Genomic DNA, 19,745 nt, shown 5'->3' with positions numbered 1-19,745 from the left:
CGATGACAGACGACCGCCGCGCCGAGATCCAGCAGCGCCGCGAAGCCCTCGACCTGCACGCCACCGCAGGCGAATGGCGCTACCTGGGCGATGACTGCGTGCTCGTCTTCCCCGACGACGGCGGCATGGCCGAGAACGTCGCGTCGATCACCGTCTGGGGCGAAGCCGGATCTGAGGAGGAGTCGGCGCTGGGCGAGTTTATCTCCCACGCCAAGGACGACATCCCCGACCTGCTGGCCGAGGTCGCCCGGCAGAAGGCCGTGATCGACGTGCTCGCCGCGCGCGTCGGGCACGACCTCACATCCAGCGCCTGCCTCCGCCGGGCCGAACTCCAAGCCGGGCTCAGTCCGACCGAGAAGACCGCGCCGATCTGGGACGGGCCGTGCGAGACGTGCACCGCCCTTGCGGAGGTGAACGGTCAGTGAACGAGTCCCTGCCCGACGACCGCCTCGCCGAAATCCAGACGACCATCCCCGAGTCCTACGACCCGCCGTGGACCTACCAGCCCGGCGAGGACGCCAACGGCTACCTCGTCTGGCTCGTCGCCTCCCACTCCGGCGAGGTCCTCATTGCCACCGTCCCGGACTACGGCGAGCAGCTGGCCCAGTTCATCGCGGACGCCCGCGCATCCATGCCCCAACTGGTCGCCGAGGTGGTTCGGCTTCGCGCTCTGCTTGACGGCCCGTGCGGCTCCTGCCACCCCTGCGACAACTACCGCGACGAAACCTGGCGGGAGGCCGGGCGGACACCACCGCACGTCATCGAGTGGGACGACCTCCGGGCCGAGAACGAGCGTCTGGAGCGGGAGAACACCCGCCTGGAGGCCGCGCTGCTCGAAGCCCAAGGGCGGCTCAACGACGCTCAAGCGCCCGCCGGGGAGGTGGCCCGGTGACTCCCGACCTCATCCCGCAGCTCGCGTGGTGGCTGCTCGTCGTCGGCGGACTCGCCTACGGCCTACGCCGCCCCATCCGCACACGTCCGAAACCGTCCGGGAACGTCCGGAAGCGTCCGCGACCGTCCCTCAAGCGCCTCGTCGACCTCGACCACGTCCTCCCCACCGACCTCCTCGTCAAAGACCCGCCGGAGAAGCCATGACCGCCACGCTCATCATCCTCGCCCTCGGGGCCGCCTTCATGATCGGCGGCTGGAGCGGCTACAAGGCAGGCAAAGGCGACCTCGACGACGTCAACGCCCTCGCCAACGACGCCGAAACCCAAGTCGACGACCTCATCATCGAGCGGGACCAGGCCCAGGAGGGTGTCCGCAGCGCCCGCGAACAGCTGGACGCGGCCGAACAGCGCGCCGGGCGTCACCTAGCCGACCTCAACCTCGAGCGTGCCGACCACGCCTACCTGAAGGCCGGACACCAGCACCTGCTCGACCAGCTCGCCCTCCAGCTCCAGGCGTGGGAGGACAAGGGCACGACTGGCTCCATCGAAGCCGCCCGCGACCTGCGCAAGGTGATCTACCCGCCCGACGTGACCGCTGCGATCGACACCGCGCTCGCCGCTGAGGAGCGGATCGCCGCCCAGATCGAGGGACGGTCCGCGTGATCGACCTGACCGCCGCAATCTCCGCCTCGGCCGCTTCCCCGGCCGAGGCGGCACCCGACATCACCATCACCGTCCACGGCACCCCAGCCCCGCAAGGCAGCAAACGCCACGTCGGCAACGGCGTCATGGTCGAATCCAGCAAGAAGGTCAAGCCATGGCGGCAAGACGTCAAAGCCGCCGCCCTGGCCGCCATGGAAGCCCGCAGCACCGTGCTCTACGGCGGGATCGGACAGGTCTCCCTCGTCCGCCTGACGGGCGCGGTAGCCCTCGACATCACCTTCACTTTCACCAGGCCGAAGAGTCACTACCGGACGGGACGCAACGCTCATCTGCTGCGCGACGCCGCCCCCGTCCGCCCTATCGGCTACCCGGACGCCTCGAAAATTCTCCGCTCTACCGAGGACGCTCTTACCGAGGCTGGGGTGTGGGAAGACGACAGCCGCGTGGTGGACGTGTCGGTCGCCAAGAGGTACGCGCTCGAAGGGCCGGACACGCTGCACGTGCCCGGCGCGGTGATCCGCATCTGGGCGCTCACCCCGCAGGCGGTGACCCATGGGTAAAGGCGCGATCATCACCTGCCGGTGCGGCTGCGAACGCACCGGACACAACCACGGCAACCACCTCCTCGCAGGCTGCCACAAGAGATGGCGGCGCGCCGGAAAGCCCGCCATCCCGCCCCGCCCGCCCGCACCCCGGGAGACGCAGCCGCCCTGGGAGCCGACCACGCCCGCCGTGATCGCCGCCGCTATCAAGGCCGCCCAGCTGAGTGACCGCCGCTACTCCATCGAATGGATCGCCGGCCATCTCGACTGCAGTGACCGGCACGTCTACCGGCTGGCCGCCGCTGGACGCCGGATCCTCGCCGCCCAGCAAGAAGGCGAGGACGCATGAGCGTCATCGGCCAGGAGGAGGGGATCAAGCACGGCACCCGGGCGGGCTACAAGCAGCACCTCTACCGCAAGGTGGACGCCTGTGAGGCGTGCCTGGAGGCGGAGCGGGGAGGCCCGCGCAAGCAGGCCCCCGCCTCATCGAAGCCCGCACTCACGAAGCCGGCACGCCCCAACCCCGATGCAGGGCTTCCCGGCGGCGTCACCCGGGAGGCCGCCCTGACGTACATCCCCTACGCCGACGCGCAGGGCCACGCCATCGCGCGCCGCGAGCGGATCAAGGCGGCAGCCGCCGCGATCCTGCTCGGCGCGCCGGACGTGATCGAAGCGCTCGGCGTGCCGGATGACGAGGTCGCCCTCGCCCGGCAGTTCGCCGACCGGCTGACCCAGCAGAGCGAGGCGGCATGAGCACCCGCGCCCACGGCACCCGAAACCGGTACGTCCACGGCCCCGACGAACACGACCAGCCAGGACCCTGCCGGTGCACCCCCTGCCGCGCCGCCAACGCGGAAGCCCAAGCCCAATACCACCGGGTGACCGCGCAACGAGCATGGGGAGCCGCCCCACCCGCCTACGTGGACGCGGCACCAGCCCGCGCCCACCTCAAGATGCTCGCCAAACACGGCATCGGCTGGAAACGCGCCGCCGCGCTCTCCGGAGTCGCCAACGGCGCCGTCTCCCGCCTCCTGTACGGCCTGGGCGAGCAGCCGCCCTCCGCACGGATCCGCCCCGAAACCGAGGCGAAGATCCTCGCCGTACAGCCCAGCCTCGACGTCCTCAGCGCCAAGACGCCCGTGGACGCCACCGGCACCCGCCGCCGCGTCCAAGCCCTCGTCGCGCTCGGCTGGTCATTGTCCGAACTCGCCCGCCGGATCGGGTGGATCCCCACCAACATGCCGACCCTGGCCCACCCGGCCACCACCACCGTGCAAGCCGCGACCGCCCGGCTCGTCCGCGACCTCTACAACCAGCTGTCCATGCACCCCGCCCCGGTGGGCGGATCCGCGACCAGGGCGCGACGCATGGCCGAAACGAAGGGCTGGCTGCCGCCGCTCGCCTGGGATGACGACCTGATCGACCTTCCGGACGCCGACCTGAAGACCGAGGTGGAGCGCCGGGCTGCGGACATGGACGACGAGGAAAGCTCGCGCTGCTGGTCGGCCCGCTACAAGCAGGGCGATCTGTCGCCACTCATCGCCGCCGGAGCACGCGAGCATGTCCGGCGGCTCAAGCAGGGGCAGGCGGCGTCATGATGCCCCCGACCCCGGCCCAGCTCGGCGCCGCCGCCACCGCGGCCGCCCGGGACGCGCGACGTAACCACTACGCCCGCCTGCTCGCCAAAGGCAACGACCGCGAGCTCGCAGCCGAAACCGTCGGCATCTCCGAGCGGACCCGCCAACGCTACGAGGCGCAACTACGGGAGGCTCGATGACGCGCCTCACCGTCCCCGCCCTCGCCAAGATGGCCAAGACCGCCTCCGGCGACCCCGCCGCCCTCACCCTCGCCACCCACCCCACCTCGGGAGACCGATACGCGGCCTGGTCCTACGGCTGCATCCTCCTCCCCACCGCCACCAGCCAGCAGCTGGCCGCCACCGACGGCCGCTACACCATCACCACCAAAGGCGCACTGACACCCGCCGAACGCGAAGGCTTCAGCGCCGCCCTCGTCGTGCAGAGGATGCTGCCGATCCTCGACCTGCCGCGCGAACACCAGGCCATGCCCAACGGCTGGGAGCACACCGTCGGCGAATTCCGCCGCGTCTACCTCGTCACCCCCGACTGCTCCCTCGCGGTCATGGACGACCTCTGGCAGGCATGGCGCACCTACGCGACCGGCCTCACCTGGGCCATCCGCTCCCCGGCTGGCACGGCCATCACCTGGGCACTCGATGAGACCGCGCGGGCGACCGCCCTGCTGCTCACCGTTCACCCCCGCACCGTCCCCACCCCGCCCGACTGGACCCCCGAAGGACCAACGGAATGACGCGCATCGACCTCACCACCAGCGAGCTCCACGAACTCCTTGTCCCCGTCCTCCCGCACGCATCCACCGACAAGGACTGGCCGGAGTACAACGTCGTCCGCCTCGAAGCCCGCCCCAGCAAGGACGCCCGCACCGGGGTTCTCGCCGCCATGGCTACCGACCGCGTCACCCTCGCCGCCACCCGCCACCACATCGACGAGCCCGTCGACGAGTTCGACATCAGCATCGACCGCGGCGACGCCACCAACTTGCTGCGCGTCTTCAAGCCGACCAAGAAATCCGACCCCAGGTTGCGCTTGATCGTCGAGGAGACCTCGCTGCCCGGCGGCCAAGGCCGCGGCCTCATGCTGCGGATCGACTCCGAAACCGGGCAACGGCTGGAATTCCCCGACTGCACCCCCACGGACCTACCGAAGATCCACACCTCCTGGCGCGGTACCCTCGCCCGGCTTACTGCCCGCCCGCTCGTCCCCGCGCCGCCGACCTTCAGCGTGGCCGATTGGGCGCTCGCCCGCTGGGCCAAGGCTTCCCGTTACGACTCGCCGCGCTTCTTCCTGCCCGAAGAGCGGGACGCGATCCTCGTCACGGCTGGTGGGTCGTTCATCGGCCTCTGGGGGATGCGGTGGACGGACGCGGAGCCAGAGGCGCTGCTGCGGGAGTCGGCGTGGCTTGACGACCTGAAGGACGTAGAGCACGTGGACCTGCGCGATTCGCTGGTCGTGCAGGACGCGACGCCGGTGCCGCCGGAGGAGGACATGGTCGTTCGGGCGGCCGAGCTGTTGGTGACGACGCAGTTCGGTTCGACGTCGTTCCTGCAGCGCAAGCTCAAGGTGGACTACGGCACGGCGGCCATGGTGATGGACCTGCTGCAGATGTACGGCGTCGTCGGCGAGCCCGACGGGAGCAAGCCTCGCGAGGTGCTGGTCAAGCCGGACGGGCTCGCTGAGGCGCTGGAGCGGGTGCGAGCGGGCGAGTTGGCGGAGGACGCCGGTTCGGGCGATGCCGGGGCTGGTGTCGAGTGAGGCCACCGATCTGGTGCGGACGTTACTACCGCGGTGCGATGCGCGAGCGGCGCGCGGACAAGCGGGCCGCGGCCGAAGAGCGGCAGAGCCGGGAGGCAGAGCGCGACTTCTGGCGGGCCATCGGCCGGTCGGCTGAGTACGAGCGCGCCATGGCGCTGGAAATCGCGAGCAGCCGGTGAACTTCCTCCTCGGCGTGCTGACCCTCGCCGCCATCCAAGCCGCCGGACTCGGCCTCTGTCGGTGGCGGGCTCCTCAGGATGCCCTCGACATGGCGGCATGGCTCGTAACCGCCACCTTCTGGTGGCTCATCCTGCCCTGCGTGGGCGTCCGGGAATGGTGGCTGGCACGCCGAATCAGAAGGGCGGGCCGCTAATGAGCGCGACCATCCACATCGCCGGGCCCGCCCAGCTCGGCGGCCTCTACCAGACCTGTGAGCGGTGCGGCTTCGTGCTGCAGGACTACACAGGCAGCACGCCCATGGTCGTCGAGGGCGAGGACCCCACGATCGCGAGCTGGCCGGAAGGCGGCCGCATCGGCGTCATCGGCAACGCCACCTACACCCTCCCCGACGACCGGCCGCTGGACGACGACGAGACCGAGTGCAGGCCCACCTCATGACCACAAAGAAGAACGCATCCGCCGAATACCTGGACGCGGCCACGATCGCCACCGAGCTCGGGCTGTCCAAGATGAGCATCTACCGGCTCATACACACGGGCGAACTGCCCTGCCTGCGCATCGGCCGTACCTACCGGGTGCCCGTCAATGCCTATCGGGCGTACCTCGCCGGTGCGGTCGTGGGGCCGCGTGACGGCCTGCAGCTGATTCAGGCCGCGCTTGTTGCCGAGTGGCCAGAGCTGGGCGAGGACCCGGTGTACCTGGCGCGGCTGGCCGAGGTGGCGCTGGGGGCGCTGGGCGTTGGCGACGATGGCTGAACTCATCACGTGGTGCCGCATGTTCCGCGTCGGCCCCGTCTGCCCCAAGCCGTGCGACGACTGCCGGCGCACCAGCCGCCAGATCGCCGTGCACGGCGTCGATATCTCTCTGGCCCGCGCGCACGCGGACCTCGGCATCACCAGTACAGAAGGAGAGCTCAACGTGGATGCCCCCACTCCGGCCCCGGAGGCGTTGCAGCCCTGCAACGGGGCTGACGACCCGCGTGAACGCTGCGGACGCCACCACTTCACGGAGAACGGCGCCGTCGGCGGCTACGCCTGCTGCTGTGGGGCCGCCTGGGCCTTTGATCGGTGCCGGACTGGCGCGGCCGACGGAGAGCCCGTCGCGGCGGCCGTCGGCCCCAACGAGTTCGACCGCTACGTGGTCGCATCCCACAGCGACGTCTGGCTCACCTGCCCCCACGACGGCTGCGAGACCCCGGAGGTGCACGAGAGCGAGCCGCGCCCCAGCGACCAGGTACTCACGCTCGGGGACCTGATCGACCTGGCGCTCGACCACGAAGGCGAACAGCACGGCGGCTACCGGCCGCTCTCGTGCGAAGTCGTGGATGCCCCCGGCGGCCACGTCGCCGTCATGGCCGATCAGCCGCTCACCGAGGAAGACCAGGCCGCGCTCGGCGAGCTGGTCGAGGCCACCCGTGCGCGCGGAATCGACCCCGACGGGCCGCTCACCCAGATCCTCGACCACGACCTGGCCCTCACCGTCAGCGACCGCCCGGGCGTCGGCGCCCGAATCCGCGCCGCCCGCGAGCAGCTCGGCTGGACGCAGACCGAACTGGGCAACCGCACCGGCTACACCCAGGCCACTGCCCTCCCGCATCGACGAGTCCACCCCCAACTGCGACGCCTGACCGCGTCCCCAGCCCCCTGGAGAAATGACCATGTTCACCACCAAGCGGTTCGCTCTCGCCCTCGCTGTCGCCGCGCTCGTCGTGACCAGTTGCAGCGGCATCCCGGACGACATCAAGCAGAAGCGCGCCAACTACGAGGCCGCCGAGAACGCGGTCCCGTTCCCGTCCGGACTGGTGGCCAAGTCCCCGACTGAGCGCATCAACGTGGCGGAGAAGCTTAAGCGCGATAGCGACGCGAACCGGCTCAGCTACATCTACATCATCGACCACGGCCTGGTCGTCGCCCACTACGTGGCCAAGGGCAAGGTGTCCTCCTCCGACTCCCAGCTCCTCCCCGAGCAGGAGTATCGGGACATGTGCGGCGACGGCTGCGTGGACTACCAGATGGTCACCGCCGCCGGAGACGACGCCACCTATGGCGATCGCGAGCCGGGGATCTTCTTCTTCACCCCTGAAGGGATGCTCGTCACCACGACGCTCGACTACCTGCAGTTCGACCGGCCGATGAAGGTCAACACGCCGATCTCGCTCGTCGCGGACGCGAACTGATGGCCTTCGGTGGGCCGCCGCGGCGCAACATGCGGTTCCCTCGACGGCCCTGGTGGCAGTCGGCCGCTCTGGTCCTGGTGGTGTTCGCCGTGGTGACCACCGTGGCCGTTCTCGCCCAGCTCTCTGTCTAGCCCTTCTCCGGTGTCGTGCCGCTCGGGGGCGGCACGGCACCCAACCCCACACCCTGACCAGAAAGGCCCGTCATGCCACACAAGAACCCCGCCAAAGTCCTCGCCATCATCGCCGCCATCCTCTTCGCCCTCTCCCTCTTCCACCTCCTGACCGGCGACACCGACGAAGCCGTCCTCAGCGCCACGATCGGCGGACTCCTACTCGGAAACCGCGCCCAGTACCAGAAGAACCAGCGCCTCCTGCGCAGCCTCCTGCGCCGCCTCCACGAACTGGAAGCCGGGTACGGCCGCAGCGAGAACCCCAAGGCACGCGGATGAGCCTCGGCGACTGCCTTTTGCACCGCACCCACCACGAGATGACCGGGCAGTGCTGGAACACGGTCATCGACCGCTACTTCCACCTCACCCAACCCGCCCCCCACGGCAGTGGCCTCACCGATGAGCAGGCGCGCGAGCGGTACAAGGCCGAATACGAGCGGGCGTGCCTCGACCAGCTGCGCAAGCCCTTCCGGTGCGCCGACTGCCGCTGCGACCCCGAACAGTGCGCCGACGAGGAAGGCGAACACTGCCACGACCGGCGGTGCACATGGTGCATCCACGGATGCCCCAGCGTGGATGAGGCCAAGTGCTGCCAGGTGGTGGCCGCCGATGCGTGAGCCCACCACCACCAGCCCAGCCGACCTGGAAGCCCGGCACGGCTACACCATGCGCGACCTCGACCGCCTCGCCCACGCCGCAGTACGCACCGCACGCGGCACCGGCACCAACTACCAAGACCGGGCCGACGCCGCCTGGCACGCCATCGCCGAAGCCCTCGTCGCCGCTGCCGAACGCCCGACTGGGGGCGACCTCACGGCAGCCGGGTGGAAGGCCGTCAACCGGGCCGTGGCCGACGAGCGCCACCGCCACGGCGCCCACCCCGACGGAGGCAAACGGCGCGGCTTCATGCGCTACTGGGAAGGCGCCGGCTGGCACCCGCAAGAGCCAGACGCCGCCGCGGAACGCGTCGCGCTCGCCCAGATCTGGCCGCGCCTCACCCCCGGCGAACAACGCGTTCTGGCGGCCCTGGCCGAGCACCATACCTACACCGCCGCGGCGGCCGCGCTCGGCCTCGGCTACCACTCCTACGCCTCGCTGCTACGCCGCGCCCGCCACAAGTGCCAGGCGCTCTGGCACGGCGTGGATTCCCCCGTCGGCGAGAGGAAAGCTTGCATGCCCGACAGCCCGCCCAAGTACGCGAACCTCAACCGGATCCTGGCCGAGCGGATAGTACGGCTCCGCCGGGCGCGCGGCTGGTCGGCTGAGCAGCTCGCCTCAGCCCTAACCCGGGCGGGACGGCTGACGAACCGCAGCACGCTCGCCAACGTGGAGACACTCCACTCCAAGATCCCCGCCGATCTGCTGGTCGCCCTGGCCGAGGTGTTCGCGGTGCCGGTGGCGAAGTTGGCCGCGCTCGAATGCGGTGTGTGCGAAGGGGCGCCGCCTGCCGGGTTCACCTGCACGGCGTGCGGGTCCGCGGCCGGACCAGTGGGAGGCCGGGCCGATGGGTGACACAGCCCTCAACGCCCGCCGCGGCCGGGCAGGCGCCGGACAACTCGCCCTCTTCAAACCCAAGCCGCCGCGGCCCAAGAAGCCCGCGCCCCTGTGGTGCGCCTGGCTCCAAGAGTGCGCCCTCCACTCCAGCCAGCCCGCCCTCTACGCCTGGTGGATCCCCTGCCGCTGGATGCTCGACGACCGAGGCAAAATCCGCATCCTCGCCTGCGCACCACCAGGCGACGAACTCGAAATCGGCCCGTACGAGGACCGCGGCGAGCCGGAGTTCTTCGTCGACCACCTGATCGCAAAGGGCGTCGTCAAGTCGATCATCAAGGTTCGCCGGTGGGATCCCAGCCTGGTCGGCATCGGAGGCGGGCGATGAGCGGGCGTAGCCGGGCAGGCCGGGATAGCCGGCAGAAGGAGGACGGGGAGGGGCGGTCAAAACGGCGGTTCATCCTGCGGCGACACAACCCGGCGGATTCTGTCAAGCAACCGCAACACCTCCAGGCGCTGCGCCCCATCGATCACACCCGCGTCATCAGCGGCCGGCGTCGGGCGCGGCGGCTCGTACTCGACGCCCGGCTCCTCCGGGACGAAGTCGTCCTCCGGGCGGTACCAGGACGGATGCGCAGGCGACCACGACAGGCCATGCACACGCGTTGCAGCGTTCGCATCGTCCACGAACAGGCTCGACGGGCGGAACAGCAGCACCGAGGAGAGCAGGCTCAGGCGCGTCACCGTCTGGCCGTCCGGGCCCAGGTGGAACTCCTGATCCTTCCCGGTGTCGTCCGGCGGCAGGAGGAAGAAGGCCACCGGCACACCGAAGACGCGGCCAAAGGCCACCAGCTCCTCCGCGTTGAACTCCCTCAGCCGGCCGACCTCGCGGGCGCGTTCCGCGGCGCCGACGCTGTTCTTCGTCCACTTCCGCCCGGTCGCCTCACTGAAGCGGGCCGCGGCCTCCTCCTGCGTCAAGCCCGCGCGCCGCCGGGCCAACGCCAATCGATACGACACAACCTCGTTGACCGTCCACGTTGATGATTCAGACACAACGCGGAGCCTAAGCGGCGAGCCTGGGTTTACACAACCAGATCCAGGCTTTGACGTTGCCCTGAACTCATCGCTACCACTAGGGTGATCTCATGTCTGTGTCCACCAGGGCAGAAACTGGTAATACCCAGGAACACTCCCGTCTCCGCGAAGCCAGGCTCCAGCAAGGCCTCAGCCTCCGCCGCACCGCCTCCCTCGCCGGAATCGACATGGCCCACCTATCCCGCGTCGAACGCGGCCAGGCCATGCCCAGCGTCGACGTGCTCTACCGGCTCGCCGGCGTCCTCTACCTCCGCCAGCTGCGCAACGCACTCGCCCCCTACATCGCCGACCAGGACCAGCCCCCTCGAAGAACCGCCCCCACCCCCTGACCGCCGTCAGGGGCCCGCGGTCACACCAGCCAGCACCACAACAGGGGGGCACTTGAACCACCAGCAGCACCGCCGGCGGGAGTCCAGCGGCGCAGAACCCGCGGGCACGCGAGGCGAGCCGTGACACCCCTGCGCGACACCGCGCGCCAAGCACACGCCAACGGCCTGTGCCTGATCCCCGCCGCCACCAACGGCACCAAACAGCCATGGCCCGACGGTGCCTCCTGGAAGCGGTACGAAACCGCACGCCCAACCCCCGACCAGCTCGACCGCTGGTTCGCCAACGGCCGATACGACGGCCTCGGCGTCGTCTGCGGCCGGATATCGGGCAACCTGGAAATGCTGGAGTTCGAAGGCCGCGCCATCACCGAAGGACTCGTCAAAGAGATCGGCATCATCGCCAACGACTCCGGACTCGACGACCTGTGGGCACGCGTCGCCAACGGCTACCGCGAGACCACCCCCTCCGGAGGCGTCCACCTCCTCTACCGGGTGGGCGGACCCGTCTCCAAGAACACCAAACTGGCCCGCCGCCCCTCCACCCCCGAAGAACTCGCCGCATGGAAGGCGCAGCAGCAGGCCGACATCGACAAGGAACGCGATCGGAAGCGCAAGGCCAAGCGCCAGGAGAAACTCGACCAGGTCATACGCGGCGAGCAGGTCCCCCAGGTCCTCATCGAAACCCGCGGTGAAGGCGGCTTCGTCGTCATCGCCCCCTCCGCCGGACGCACTCACGCCAGCGGTCGCGGCTGGGCGCTCACCGCCGGCGGCTTCGACACCATCCCCACCATCACCCCTGAGGAGCGCGACGCCCTCCACCGCCTCGCCGCCGCGCTCGACCAGATGCCCGCGGCCCGCGAAGAGCCCACACAGGCATACACCCGGACCGCTCGCGCTGAAGGGGCGGCCCGGGATGGGCTACGGCCCGGCGACGACTTCAACAACCGGACCACCTGGGACGAGATCCTGATCTCGATCGGCTGGACCAAGACCTGCACGCGAGGCTCTGTCACCTACTGGCGACGGGCGGGGAAGGACCGTGGCGTCTCCGCCACCACCGGCCGCAACGGCGCCGACAACCTCTACGTCTTCTCCACCTCCACCGTCTTCGAGGCGGAGGTCCCGTACAGCAAGTTCGCCGCCCACACCCTCCTCACCGAAGGCACCGTCACCCCCGCCACGCTCAGCGCCGCCGCTAAGCAGCTCTACGCCCAGGGGTACGGGACCCAGCGCAGCCCCCGCCCGGTGGCCAGCAGCCACGCCGACCTGCCACCCCACCCCGCCGACGACCAGGCCTACGAACCCGACGAGGGCGATGAGGACGATGAGCCCGACGACGCCGACTGGGAGAAAGGCCCCGTCCGCCGCCGCGGCATGCTGCCCGAAGACTTCTGGGCGGCCCGGCCCGTCCTGCAACACATCAGGCAGGCAGCCCACGCCCGATCCCGATCCGGAGACATCGTCCTCGGCGGCCTGTTAGCCCGCCTATCTAGCCTGCTCCCGCCCGAACTGAAGGCGGACACCGGCGTGGGCTCGCCCGCGTCCGCGAACCTGTTCGTGATCCTGCTCGGCCCCTCCGGGTCCGGGAAGTCGTCGGCCGCGTGGATCCCGCGTCAGCTACTCCCGCCGCCCCTGCTGCTGGACTTCCTCGACGAACTCCCGCTCGGCTCCGGCGAAGGCATCGCCGAGGCGTACATGGGGGAGCGAGAGCAGGCCACCGGCGAGATGTTCATCAGTGGCCCGCGGCGCGGCACCCAGAAGACCGAACGCGTCCGCATGCAGGTGCGCCACAACGCCCTCTTCTACGCCGACGAGGGCGAGAGCTTCACCAAGCAGCTGTTCGGCCGCAACGGCACCACCGTCGGCGAGTCGATCCGCCGCGCCTGGACCGGCGGCACCATCGGCCAGTTCAACGGCAACAAGATCAACACACGGGTCATTGAATCCGGCAGCTACAGCCTCGGCCTCGTCGTCGGCTTCCAGCCCGAAACCGCGCTGCCGCTCCTGGAGGACGTCGCCGCCGGCACCCCGCAGCGCTTCCTCTGGGTCAGCAGCACCGACCCCTCCATCCCCGAGGAGATCGTCGAAGACCCAGGCCCGCTCAACCTCACGCTCGTCCGCCACGGGTTCGGCACCAATCCGCGCGTACGATTCGCCCCCACCCTCGTCAAGGCGATCCGCGAAGAGGACCGGGCGCGCGCCACCGGCGCCGTGAAGCTGCCGCCTCTGGACTCCCACAGGCCGCTGATGCTCGTCAAGCTCTCCGTCCTGCTGGCGATCCTGGAGAACCGGCTCAACGTCACAGAAGACGACTGGGAGCTCGCCACCATCATGTGGCGCACCTCCTGCGAACTCCGCGACTACCTCTTGGAGTACGGCGCCCGCCAGATCGCCGAGGACGCCGAGAAGAAGACCCGGGCGCACATCGAGCGTGAGGTGCGGGCGCACACCGCCAAGGCGGCCACCGAGCACGACGTCGAACGCGTTGCTCGTCGCGTCGCCAAGCGCGTCCGGGATGCCGGGTCGATGACCCGAGGCGCCCTCAACAAGGACACAGCCTCACGCGACCGCGGCTGTCTCGCGATGGCGGTCACGCTCGCGGAGGCGCGCGGCTGGCTTGCTGTCGAGGGTGACGCCCTCACTCCCGGGGACTCGATGCCGGCATGAGTGGACAGGTGGACACGACCCCAGAGGTGGACAAGTGGACATGTCCACCGACGCCTCAGAAGCCCCTTAACACGCGGACATATTTTCAAACTCATTTTCCCTGTTCAGGGGTTTTAGCAGTTTTGCAGAAACTTTTTTTCTTCCGCCCGGCATGTCCACCGTCCACCTTTGTCCACCTTTTCGAGACCCGGGAGGGGAGCACCCAACCAATGATCGAATTCGTCATCCGAAACGGCCCACCCCAAGCGCTCATCTGCCCCGAGTTCATCTGCGACACCTGCCGCAAGCAAGTCACCGCAAGCGGCAACCTCCTCTACGCCCGCCGCACCGACCCCCGCCAGACCAGCCCCGTCTTCGTCGCCCACAAGGGCGCTTGTGACCGGGCCCTCACCAAGTGGCTCGGCACCGCCTACCCCGAGGCAGACGGCTGGCATCACTCCTGGGAGGAAATCCAGTTCTTCCTGAGCAACCTCGTCCACAACTTCGACCACCCGTACGCCGACGACCCCGACGGCGAATACCTCGACCACCAGCTCGTCCTGCCACTGGCCGGAGCGAAGAGCCGGACGCGATGACCGCCACCATCGAGCAGGAGACGCTGTGGGGCCCGGACGTTCCGCCCGCGCCCAAGTCCCGGACCCGGGCCAAGCCGAAGGCGCCCGAGAAGCCGAGGCGCACCCCCCGGCACCCCGCCCAAGAGCACTGGCACCCCGTCGACTGCCTCCCGACATGCCTCGTATGCGAGCGCCCCGAAGGCTTCGGCATCTGCCCCAAAGGCGAGTGCGCCGTCGTCTGTGGCACGCCGCGACCCCGACGCAAAGACGGCAAAGCGCCCGTCGACGTCTGCCTCCTCCAAATGACCGACCACGTCACCGCCACACCCGCACCCGGCGGCGGCTACCTCGCCTACGTCATCTGCCCAGGCTGCGGCCAGCTCCACTGGCACGGCGGGACCACCACACAAATCCGCGTCGGACCGTGCGGGACGCCGTACGTCGTCCACCACCCGAGAGAAGAACGATGAACGCCACCAACTTCCGCCAGCGCATCACCCAAGCCGCCAACGCCCACGCGGACGCGCTCGCCCGCAAGGACGCCGCCACCACGGACAACGTTCCGGCCGAAAGCTCGCGCGCACAGCCGGTCCCGCTGCACGTCCGGCTCCGGCAGGCCCGCGAAGAAGCTGGCCTCACCCAGGGGCAGGCCGCCGAGAAGTTCGGCTGCGCTGTCAGCGGCATCCACCAGATCGAGAACGGCACGATCCGGCTGCTGCCTCGCCGCCTGGAAGACCTGCTCAGCATTTACGGCGTGCGGGTCGAGCTGGTGCCGGTCGAGGACGTGGCGCCGTGACCGAGGCCATCCAGGCCATCCTCGGCCGTAACGTCCTGGCCCTGCGCACCGCCCTCGGTCTCACCCAGGCCGGGCTCACCGCCCTCGGTCTCACCCAGGCCGGGCTCACCGCCCAGGTCGGCCTCACCCGCTCCTCCATCGCGAACCTGGAGACGGGCCGCCAGAACATCACCGTCGCGACTTTGGAGGCGCTCGCCGCGGCGCTGGCGACGACGCCCGCCGTTCTCCTGGCCGCGCCCGGCACCCTCATCGAGGCCGCGGCCGAGGCCGGCGACGAGGTGCAGGTGCGGCTGATCGAGTCCGCCCGCCAAGCCACGCGTGAGCTCGACGCGGCCCGGGCGCGGTTGCGCAGGGACGTGGAGGCGTGTGGGCGAGTGCTGGCCCGCCACGACGAGGCGGGTGAGACGCCGTGACCGAGACCCTCGCCCTGCTCGCGATAGCCGCCCTCGCCGTGGCCGGGATCATCGCGCTCGGCCGACGGGTGTTCGCCGACGAGCGCCCGCCGCCGCGGCGGTCGCGGGATCCGCGATGCACCTGCATGGTCATCGGCGACCAGGCCGACGCCGACTGGGTCGAGCCGATCGTGATCGCCGACAGCTTTTGCCCGGTGCACTCGGACGGCAGCCGATGAGCGCCGAGCGGGCCGAAGTCGCGCCGGCCGCCCGGGTCCGCCAGCTCTTCGAGGAACGCGGCCTCACTGCGGCCGAGTTCGCGGTGCTGGCCGATCTGGACCCGGGCGTGATCGAGGGCGGTCTGAGCGGGACGCGGTCTTTCACGTCTCTCGACCTGGCGCTCATCGCTGAGGCGCACGGCGTCACGGTCGGCTGGCTGCTGGGTGATGACCGGGTCGCGCCGACGAGCGTGTATCGGCGGCAGCGCGACGAGCAGGCCGAGACCGAGCAGCTGCGCGCCAAGGTGGCCGCCTACGAGTCGGCGATCTGCTGGGAGACCACCTGCACCGGCTGCGCGCGCCTGCTCGGCCAGTGCCGCGCGGCCGAGGAGCGGGCGGAACGGGCCGAGGCCGAACGGGACCAGCTGCGCGCTGCGGTCCAGAGCGCGGCCGGGGCCTATGTCGAGGCGCACGGCACCTGCGGCTGCGCCAGCGCCGAGTGCCTGCTGGTCGCCAGGCTCCTCGCCGCCCTCGCTGAGGGGAAGCCCGCAACACCCGCCACGCGGCCCTCACAGGCCGCCTCAGCCACAAGCGCGCCCCGAGACGACCTGACGGACGTGGCGGGCTCCGGAACCGGCACGGGCGATCTCAGCGCCGCGCAGACCGGTTCGAGCGCGCCGGTCCCAACCACCCAGCCCGACCCCCCGGGAGACGGCTCATGACGACGACCACGATCACCATCTGGCGGTGCGACCACGCGGGCTGCTGCACCACCGCGCCGAAGCTGACCCCCGGCTGGGCGGACGCGATCTACACCCACGGCTGTCCTGAGCATGCCGAGGAGATCCGCGCCCATCGGGCCGATCTCGACGGGAAGCTCTCCGGCCGGGGCCGTAAGGAACACACCTGGTGGACCCTCGTCTGCGCGTGCGGGTGGACGCCGCCCAACATGCCCGCCATCGGCGTCAAGGACGGCTACTTCCAGTTGCAGGCCGCGCATCTCGCGCACGTCGCCGCCCGGACCCTGGTCACCGTCGCGGAAGGGCGGGAGCCGTGAGCCGCGCCGCGACCCTCGACCAGCCCGGCCTCTGGGACCTCCCCGAGCAGGAGCCGAAGCCCGCGCCAACAGTTTCCAAATCCGACATAGTTCGCCCCCGCCGCCGTCACCTCCTCGGCTTCGAACGCCTCAAGCGCGACAAAGCCTGGAACGCCGAACCCTGCGCCCCGGCCTGCCTCGTCTGCGGGAAAGCGGAAGGCCGCGGACTCTGCCACGCCCCCAACCGGTGTGCGGTCGTGTGCGTCCACACCCGGCAACCAGCACGCGCCGAAGTGTGCATCATCACGGCCCGCGTCACCGCAGAGCTCGTGTACGGCGTCCGCAGCGTGATCTACCCGGCGCCCCGGCTCGCCGTCATCACCTGCCCCGAATGCGGCAAACGGCACTGGCACGGAGCCACACCCGGCGTCCACATCCGCACAGGACCGTGCGGGGCCTGCTACGTCGTCCACCTCGCACGACCCAAGATCACCGCCGCCGGAGAAGAGCGATGACCATCCCCGACCAGCTCCTGGCAGCCATCCACGCCGCCACCGAACACGACCGCAACGGCCGACCGCCAGGCCGAAGGTGGAGTCGCGTCCCCGACGACCAGGTCGCCCGACTGCTGGAAGGGCTCATCAAGCACGGGCTCGTCCAACTCGTCGACCCGGTCGCGGCACTCGGCGACGTCATGATCGACCGGTCGACCGCCCTCCTGCACTGGCTCATCGCCGCCGGAGTCGACATCACCATCGGCGCCGCGCAACACCAGGGCACCGCCGTGATCCGGGTCGCCCTCAACCTCGACGGGCCGATCACGCTTTACGGCTGCAACCTCGCCGGGCTGCTCGCTCAAGCGCGGGCGTGGTGCGAATACGAAGGGATCACGCCGTGACCACCACCGACTGGCCGTACGACGCCGACCGCGACGACCCGCTCACCGAACTCCGCATCCCCGTCACCTCCTTCAGCCCGAACTGGAAGTACACGGCCACCTTCGACCGCGAATCCGAAGCCCGCCCCACCGACCTGGAAGCACGCCAACTCGCCAGCTTCATCGACGAGTACCGCGAGCAATGGTTCAACGAGACCTGGAAGGCGAAGCTCGCGGAGCGTCCATTCGACATCGACAGCGGCACCCCGACGAAGATCTTCCACAAGTGGGCCGACGACGACTGGTCCTACCGGGTTGTGTCGTGGACCAGGGGGCCTGTCTGGGTGCCCGTCTTCCCCCGCCTGCGCGGCACCGACCTCGACGACCGGCCGAACTGGGCGGGGCCGATGACGCTGGTCGAGGTGATGGACCGCACCCACACGGTCAGCGACGAGCCGATGAAGCGCTGGGTCGAGTGGAAAAGCACTCACCCAGAGGCGTTCCCCCGCATGGAGAACTCAGGGACGGCAGGCGAACACCGATGACCCCCGACGACTTCACCACAGCCGCCGAACGCCTGCGCGCCGCCAGCACCGCCCACGCCCCACTCCTCGACGGCAGGCGCGGCACCATCGTCGCCCTCTTCCTGTGCGAGGAGACCCACCACCACTTCGGGCCGTGCCCCGACTGCCGAATCTTGGAAGCCCGCTACAGCGGGACCACCCGCCACCTCACCCGCCTGCTCGACGCCCGCACCCCGCTCGCCGACCTCTTCGACACGGCCGCCGCCTTCCTCACGGACTATCCCGCCCTCGGCCGCCCGCATGTCGACGGCGAGCCGTGCGAGGACCACGCCTGCCGCATCGTCACCCAGCTACGCGACCTCGCCCGAACCATCAACCCGCCCGTGACCGGCCAGGCAGGCGAACAGCGATGACCACCACCGAAGACCTCCGCCAGCGCATCGCCGACACCATCGGCCAGAACATGATCCTCCGCAGGCCGGTAGAGCAGATCGCCGCCGACGTGCTGGCCCTACCCGAGCTGCGACAGCTCCGCGAAGACCTGGAAACCGAGACCAACGTCGCCCAACGGCTCACCGCCATCAACCGCCGCCTGGAAGTCCGGCTCGCCCGCGTCCGCGCCCTGCACAAAGGCCCACGTACCGACCGGCCCGGGTCAGGGTGCGTCCAATGCGGGATCGTCTGGCCCTGCCCCACCAGTCGCGCCCTCGACGGGCCACCACAAGGCCCTGAGGGCGAATCTGCCGGACCAGAACCCAATCCCTCGCGCCGCGCCTGAAACGCCCGCCACCGCCCCCGGAAGGACCCAACGTGACCCAACCTCGCGCGGCAACAACCGAACCCCGCGCACACACGAACGACGGCACCCGCCCCTGCGCCCGCGACCAGCGATGCAGCGCCGCAACCATCGACCCCGACACCGGGAAGCGGGAACCCGCATGGTCGCCGCGGCCGCTCTGCGACACCGACCGCGACGCGCTCCAGTTCGTCATCACCCAGTTCCCGCGCATGTACGTCCGCCTCCACCAGCAGTTGCTCGTCACCGGCGCGGGCTCGGCCGGCGGGCCGAAGGTGTCCACGTCGAAGTCGGCGCCGATCCCGCTCAACACCTCAGCGGATGAGCTGCTGCGGCTCCTGGTCGCCACCCTCGTCTCGTGGGAGGAGCGCGTCCGGGACGTCGCGAGGCTCTCCCCACTGGACACCGAGAACTCGCGCCGCCGCCGCGACAGTGTCGCCGTCGACCAGGCCGTGAAAATCCTCACGCCGCGTGTCGACGCGCTCATCGCCCTCCAGGCCGAGCCGATGATGCGGGACGGCGAGGTGGTCGAGATGGGCGGTGCCGACGCCGCGCTGGAGCTCTTCCACCTGCACTGGCGGTGCCGGGCCGCGCTCACCGACGGCGACGCGCCGGCGCGGCCGTTGTCGACGCCGTGCGCGTGCGGGTTGCGTCAGTTGGTGGAGGTGGTGGATTGGGAGGGTCGGCCGGATGGTGCGAAGTGCCGGTCGTGCCGGGCCGAGTACAGCCAGCAGGAGCTTGACGATCTGACGTTGGGTGCGTCTGCGGATGCGCGTGCTCGTGTGGCTGCGCAGGTTGCGGCTCATCGGGCGCGGCAGGAAGCCCTGATCGTGTCGCGTGCGGCTGAGCAGGCGGTTCATCACGCGTGCCGGGCGGACAGCGATGGGGTGCGGAGCGTGCTGGGGGGTTTGTCGGCGGCGCAACGGGAGCGCGTCGCCCACGCGGCGTACGCGGTGGCCCGAATGGCCAGCGAGCCTGTCAACGAGGGGAACTGAC

Annotated in this window: 37 protein-coding genes; 36 read left to right on the top strand and 1 reads right to left on the bottom strand. The window is 70.1% G+C overall.

The window, feature by feature from the left end:
* The first annotated feature begins 2 nt into the window (after positions 1-2).
* From Amac_RS05320 to Amac_RS05225, 21 genes are all read left to right on the top strand, one after another.
* Complete coding sequence (locus tag Amac_RS05320; RefSeq protein WP_155353182.1) at positions 3-425, top strand: hypothetical protein; 423 nt, start codon at positions 3-5, stop codon at positions 423-425.
* Entirely contained in the window at positions 422-892 is a 471-nt protein-coding gene (locus tag Amac_RS05315; RefSeq protein WP_155353181.1) for a hypothetical protein, read from the top strand. The genes Amac_RS05320 and Amac_RS05315 overlap by 4 nt, the downstream gene beginning before the upstream one ends.
* Positions 889-1,095: a hypothetical protein gene (locus Amac_RS05310; protein ID WP_155353180.1), complete on the top strand. Its 207-nt coding sequence runs from the start codon at positions 889-891 to the stop codon at positions 1,093-1,095. Before Amac_RS05315 ends, Amac_RS05310 begins: the two co-directional genes overlap by 4 nt.
* On the top strand, positions 1,092-1,553 hold the full coding sequence (locus Amac_RS05305; protein WP_155353179.1) for a hypothetical protein: 462 nt from the start codon (positions 1,092-1,094) through the stop codon (positions 1,551-1,553). Before Amac_RS05310 ends, Amac_RS05305 begins: the two co-directional genes overlap by 4 nt.
* Positions 1,550-2,113, top strand: a complete 564-nt coding sequence (locus tag Amac_RS05300) for a RusA family crossover junction endodeoxyribonuclease (protein WP_155353178.1) — start codon at positions 1,550-1,552, stop codon at positions 2,111-2,113. The genes Amac_RS05305 and Amac_RS05300 overlap by 4 nt, the downstream gene beginning before the upstream one ends.
* The gene (locus Amac_RS05295) at positions 2,106-2,444 is read left to right on the top strand and encodes a hypothetical protein (protein ID WP_155353177.1); all 339 of its coding nucleotides are present in this window, start codon (positions 2,106-2,108) and stop codon (positions 2,442-2,444) included. Before Amac_RS05300 ends, Amac_RS05295 begins: the two co-directional genes overlap by 8 nt.
* A complete protein-coding gene (locus Amac_RS05290; RefSeq protein WP_155353176.1) occupies positions 2,441-2,848 on the top strand; it encodes a hypothetical protein in 408 nt (135 codons plus the stop codon). The genes Amac_RS05295 and Amac_RS05290 overlap by 4 nt, the downstream gene beginning before the upstream one ends.
* Positions 2,845-3,693, top strand: coding sequence for a hypothetical protein (locus Amac_RS05285; RefSeq protein ID WP_155353175.1), 849 nt, complete (start codon positions 2,845-2,847; stop codon positions 3,691-3,693). The genes Amac_RS05290 and Amac_RS05285 overlap by 4 nt, the downstream gene beginning before the upstream one ends.
* Positions 3,690-3,872, top strand: coding sequence for a hypothetical protein (locus Amac_RS05280; protein ID WP_155353174.1), 183 nt, complete (start codon positions 3,690-3,692; stop codon positions 3,870-3,872). The genes Amac_RS05285 and Amac_RS05280 overlap by 4 nt, the downstream gene beginning before the upstream one ends.
* On the top strand, positions 3,869-4,426 hold the full coding sequence (locus tag Amac_RS05275) for a hypothetical protein (RefSeq protein ID WP_155353173.1): 558 nt from the start codon (positions 3,869-3,871) through the stop codon (positions 4,424-4,426). The genes Amac_RS05280 and Amac_RS05275 overlap by 4 nt, the downstream gene beginning before the upstream one ends.
* Complete coding sequence (locus Amac_RS05270; RefSeq protein WP_155353172.1) at positions 4,423-5,448, top strand: DNA translocase FtsK; 1,026 nt, start codon at positions 4,423-4,425, stop codon at positions 5,446-5,448. The genes Amac_RS05275 and Amac_RS05270 overlap by 4 nt, the downstream gene beginning before the upstream one ends.
* The gene (locus tag Amac_RS05265; RefSeq protein WP_155353171.1) at positions 5,445-5,627 is read left to right on the top strand and encodes a hypothetical protein; all 183 of its coding nucleotides are present in this window, start codon (positions 5,445-5,447) and stop codon (positions 5,625-5,627) included. The genes Amac_RS05270 and Amac_RS05265 overlap by 4 nt, the downstream gene beginning before the upstream one ends.
* Positions 5,624-5,821, top strand: a complete 198-nt coding sequence (locus tag Amac_RS05260) for a hypothetical protein (RefSeq protein ID WP_155353170.1) — start codon at positions 5,624-5,626, stop codon at positions 5,819-5,821. The genes Amac_RS05265 and Amac_RS05260 overlap by 4 nt, the downstream gene beginning before the upstream one ends.
* On the top strand, positions 5,821-6,066 hold the full coding sequence (locus Amac_RS05255; protein ID WP_155353169.1) for a hypothetical protein: 246 nt from the start codon (positions 5,821-5,823) through the stop codon (positions 6,064-6,066). Before Amac_RS05260 ends, Amac_RS05255 begins: the two co-directional genes overlap by 1 nt.
* Entirely contained in the window at positions 6,063-6,383 is a 321-nt protein-coding gene (locus Amac_RS05250; protein WP_155353168.1) for a helix-turn-helix domain-containing protein, read from the top strand. Before Amac_RS05255 ends, Amac_RS05250 begins: the two co-directional genes overlap by 4 nt.
* A complete protein-coding gene (locus Amac_RS05245; protein ID WP_155353167.1) occupies positions 6,376-7,449 on the top strand; it encodes a helix-turn-helix domain-containing protein in 1,074 nt (357 codons plus the stop codon). Before Amac_RS05250 ends, Amac_RS05245 begins: the two co-directional genes overlap by 8 nt.
* A gap of 354 nt (positions 7,450-7,803) precedes the next feature.
* Positions 7,804-7,935: a hypothetical protein gene (locus tag Amac_RS57180; protein ID WP_281356246.1), complete on the top strand. Its 132-nt coding sequence runs from the start codon at positions 7,804-7,806 to the stop codon at positions 7,933-7,935.
* A 72-nt stretch (positions 7,936-8,007) separates the two neighbouring features.
* Positions 8,008-8,253 carry a hypothetical protein gene (locus Amac_RS05240; RefSeq protein WP_155353166.1) on the top strand — a complete coding sequence of 82 codons (246 nt, stop codon included), beginning with the start codon at positions 8,008-8,010 and terminating at the stop codon, positions 8,251-8,253.
* Positions 8,250-8,591: a hypothetical protein gene (locus tag Amac_RS05235; RefSeq protein WP_155353165.1), complete on the top strand. Its 342-nt coding sequence runs from the start codon at positions 8,250-8,252 to the stop codon at positions 8,589-8,591. The genes Amac_RS05240 and Amac_RS05235 overlap by 4 nt, the downstream gene beginning before the upstream one ends.
* Positions 8,584-9,486: a helix-turn-helix domain-containing protein gene (locus tag Amac_RS05230; protein WP_155353164.1), complete on the top strand. Its 903-nt coding sequence runs from the start codon at positions 8,584-8,586 to the stop codon at positions 9,484-9,486. Before Amac_RS05235 ends, Amac_RS05230 begins: the two co-directional genes overlap by 8 nt.
* Positions 9,479-9,853 carry a hypothetical protein gene (locus tag Amac_RS05225; protein ID WP_155353163.1) on the top strand — a complete coding sequence of 125 codons (375 nt, stop codon included), beginning with the start codon at positions 9,479-9,481 and terminating at the stop codon, positions 9,851-9,853. The genes Amac_RS05230 and Amac_RS05225 overlap by 8 nt, the downstream gene beginning before the upstream one ends.
* A 56-nt stretch (positions 9,854-9,909) precedes the next feature.
* Here the strand turns inward: Amac_RS05225 and Amac_RS05220 are convergent, their stop codons facing one another.
* A complete protein-coding gene (locus Amac_RS05220; protein ID WP_155353162.1) occupies positions 9,910-10,443 on the bottom strand; it encodes a hypothetical protein in 534 nt (177 codons plus the stop codon).
* Between the two features lie 167 nt (positions 10,444-10,610).
* On the opposite strand from Amac_RS05220, the gene Amac_RS05215 reads away from it, so the two are divergent.
* The 15 genes from Amac_RS05215 (at position 10,611) to Amac_RS05150 (ending at position 19,744) form a co-directional block, all read left to right on the top strand.
* A complete protein-coding gene (locus tag Amac_RS05215) occupies positions 10,611-10,889 on the top strand; it encodes a helix-turn-helix domain-containing protein (RefSeq protein ID WP_155353161.1) in 279 nt (92 codons plus the stop codon).
* Positions 10,890-11,009: 120 nt separating this feature from the next.
* The gene (locus tag Amac_RS05210) at positions 11,010-13,556 is read left to right on the top strand and encodes a bifunctional DNA primase/polymerase (RefSeq protein ID WP_155353160.1); all 2,547 of its coding nucleotides are present in this window, start codon (positions 11,010-11,012) and stop codon (positions 13,554-13,556) included.
* A 209-nt stretch (positions 13,557-13,765) separates the two neighbouring features.
* On the top strand, positions 13,766-14,131 hold the full coding sequence (locus Amac_RS05205; protein ID WP_155353159.1) for a hypothetical protein: 366 nt from the start codon (positions 13,766-13,768) through the stop codon (positions 14,129-14,131).
* Positions 14,128-14,580 (top strand): hypothetical protein, encoded by a 453-nt coding sequence (locus Amac_RS53500; protein ID WP_170322331.1) that lies wholly within the window; start codon positions 14,128-14,130, stop codon positions 14,578-14,580. The genes Amac_RS05205 and Amac_RS53500 overlap by 4 nt, the downstream gene beginning before the upstream one ends.
* Positions 14,577-14,906, top strand: coding sequence for a helix-turn-helix domain-containing protein (locus tag Amac_RS53495; RefSeq protein WP_170322330.1), 330 nt, complete (start codon positions 14,577-14,579; stop codon positions 14,904-14,906). Before Amac_RS53500 ends, Amac_RS53495 begins: the two co-directional genes overlap by 4 nt.
* On the top strand, positions 14,903-15,319 hold the full coding sequence (locus tag Amac_RS05195) for a helix-turn-helix domain-containing protein (RefSeq protein WP_170322329.1): 417 nt from the start codon (positions 14,903-14,905) through the stop codon (positions 15,317-15,319). The genes Amac_RS53495 and Amac_RS05195 overlap by 4 nt, the downstream gene beginning before the upstream one ends.
* Complete coding sequence (locus tag Amac_RS05190) at positions 15,316-15,537, top strand: hypothetical protein (RefSeq protein ID WP_155353156.1); 222 nt, start codon at positions 15,316-15,318, stop codon at positions 15,535-15,537. Before Amac_RS05195 ends, Amac_RS05190 begins: the two co-directional genes overlap by 4 nt.
* On the top strand, positions 15,534-16,238 hold the full coding sequence (locus Amac_RS05185) for a helix-turn-helix domain-containing protein (RefSeq protein WP_155353155.1): 705 nt from the start codon (positions 15,534-15,536) through the stop codon (positions 16,236-16,238). The genes Amac_RS05190 and Amac_RS05185 overlap by 4 nt, the downstream gene beginning before the upstream one ends.
* Positions 16,235-16,573: a hypothetical protein gene (locus Amac_RS05180; protein WP_155353154.1), complete on the top strand. Its 339-nt coding sequence runs from the start codon at positions 16,235-16,237 to the stop codon at positions 16,571-16,573. The genes Amac_RS05185 and Amac_RS05180 overlap by 4 nt, the downstream gene beginning before the upstream one ends.
* The gene (locus Amac_RS05175) at positions 16,570-17,067 is read left to right on the top strand and encodes a hypothetical protein (RefSeq protein ID WP_155353153.1); all 498 of its coding nucleotides are present in this window, start codon (positions 16,570-16,572) and stop codon (positions 17,065-17,067) included. Before Amac_RS05180 ends, Amac_RS05175 begins: the two co-directional genes overlap by 4 nt.
* Positions 17,064-17,450 carry a hypothetical protein gene (locus Amac_RS05170; RefSeq protein WP_155353152.1) on the top strand — a complete coding sequence of 129 codons (387 nt, stop codon included), beginning with the start codon at positions 17,064-17,066 and terminating at the stop codon, positions 17,448-17,450. The genes Amac_RS05175 and Amac_RS05170 overlap by 4 nt, the downstream gene beginning before the upstream one ends.
* Positions 17,447-17,974 (top strand): hypothetical protein, encoded by a 528-nt coding sequence (locus Amac_RS05165; protein ID WP_155353151.1) that lies wholly within the window; start codon positions 17,447-17,449, stop codon positions 17,972-17,974. The genes Amac_RS05170 and Amac_RS05165 overlap by 4 nt, the downstream gene beginning before the upstream one ends.
* The gene (locus Amac_RS05160) at positions 17,971-18,366 is read left to right on the top strand and encodes a hypothetical protein (RefSeq protein WP_155353150.1); all 396 of its coding nucleotides are present in this window, start codon (positions 17,971-17,973) and stop codon (positions 18,364-18,366) included. Before Amac_RS05165 ends, Amac_RS05160 begins: the two co-directional genes overlap by 4 nt.
* Positions 18,363-18,731, top strand: coding sequence for a hypothetical protein (locus Amac_RS05155; RefSeq protein ID WP_155353149.1), 369 nt, complete (start codon positions 18,363-18,365; stop codon positions 18,729-18,731). The genes Amac_RS05160 and Amac_RS05155 overlap by 4 nt, the downstream gene beginning before the upstream one ends.
* Positions 18,732-18,763: 32 nt before the next feature.
* Positions 18,764-19,744 carry a hypothetical protein gene (locus Amac_RS05150; RefSeq protein ID WP_155353148.1) on the top strand — a complete coding sequence of 327 codons (981 nt, stop codon included), beginning with the start codon at positions 18,764-18,766 and terminating at the stop codon, positions 19,742-19,744.
* Position 19,745 lies beyond the last annotated feature (1 nt).

Origin of the sequence: Acrocarpospora macrocephala (assembly GCF_009687865.1) — a bacterium.
GTDB lineage: Bacteria > Actinomycetota > Actinomycetes > Streptosporangiales > Streptosporangiaceae > Acrocarpospora > Acrocarpospora macrocephala.
Note: the sequence above shows the minus strand (reverse complement) of the source record. Positions and strands in the feature narration are given on the sequence as shown.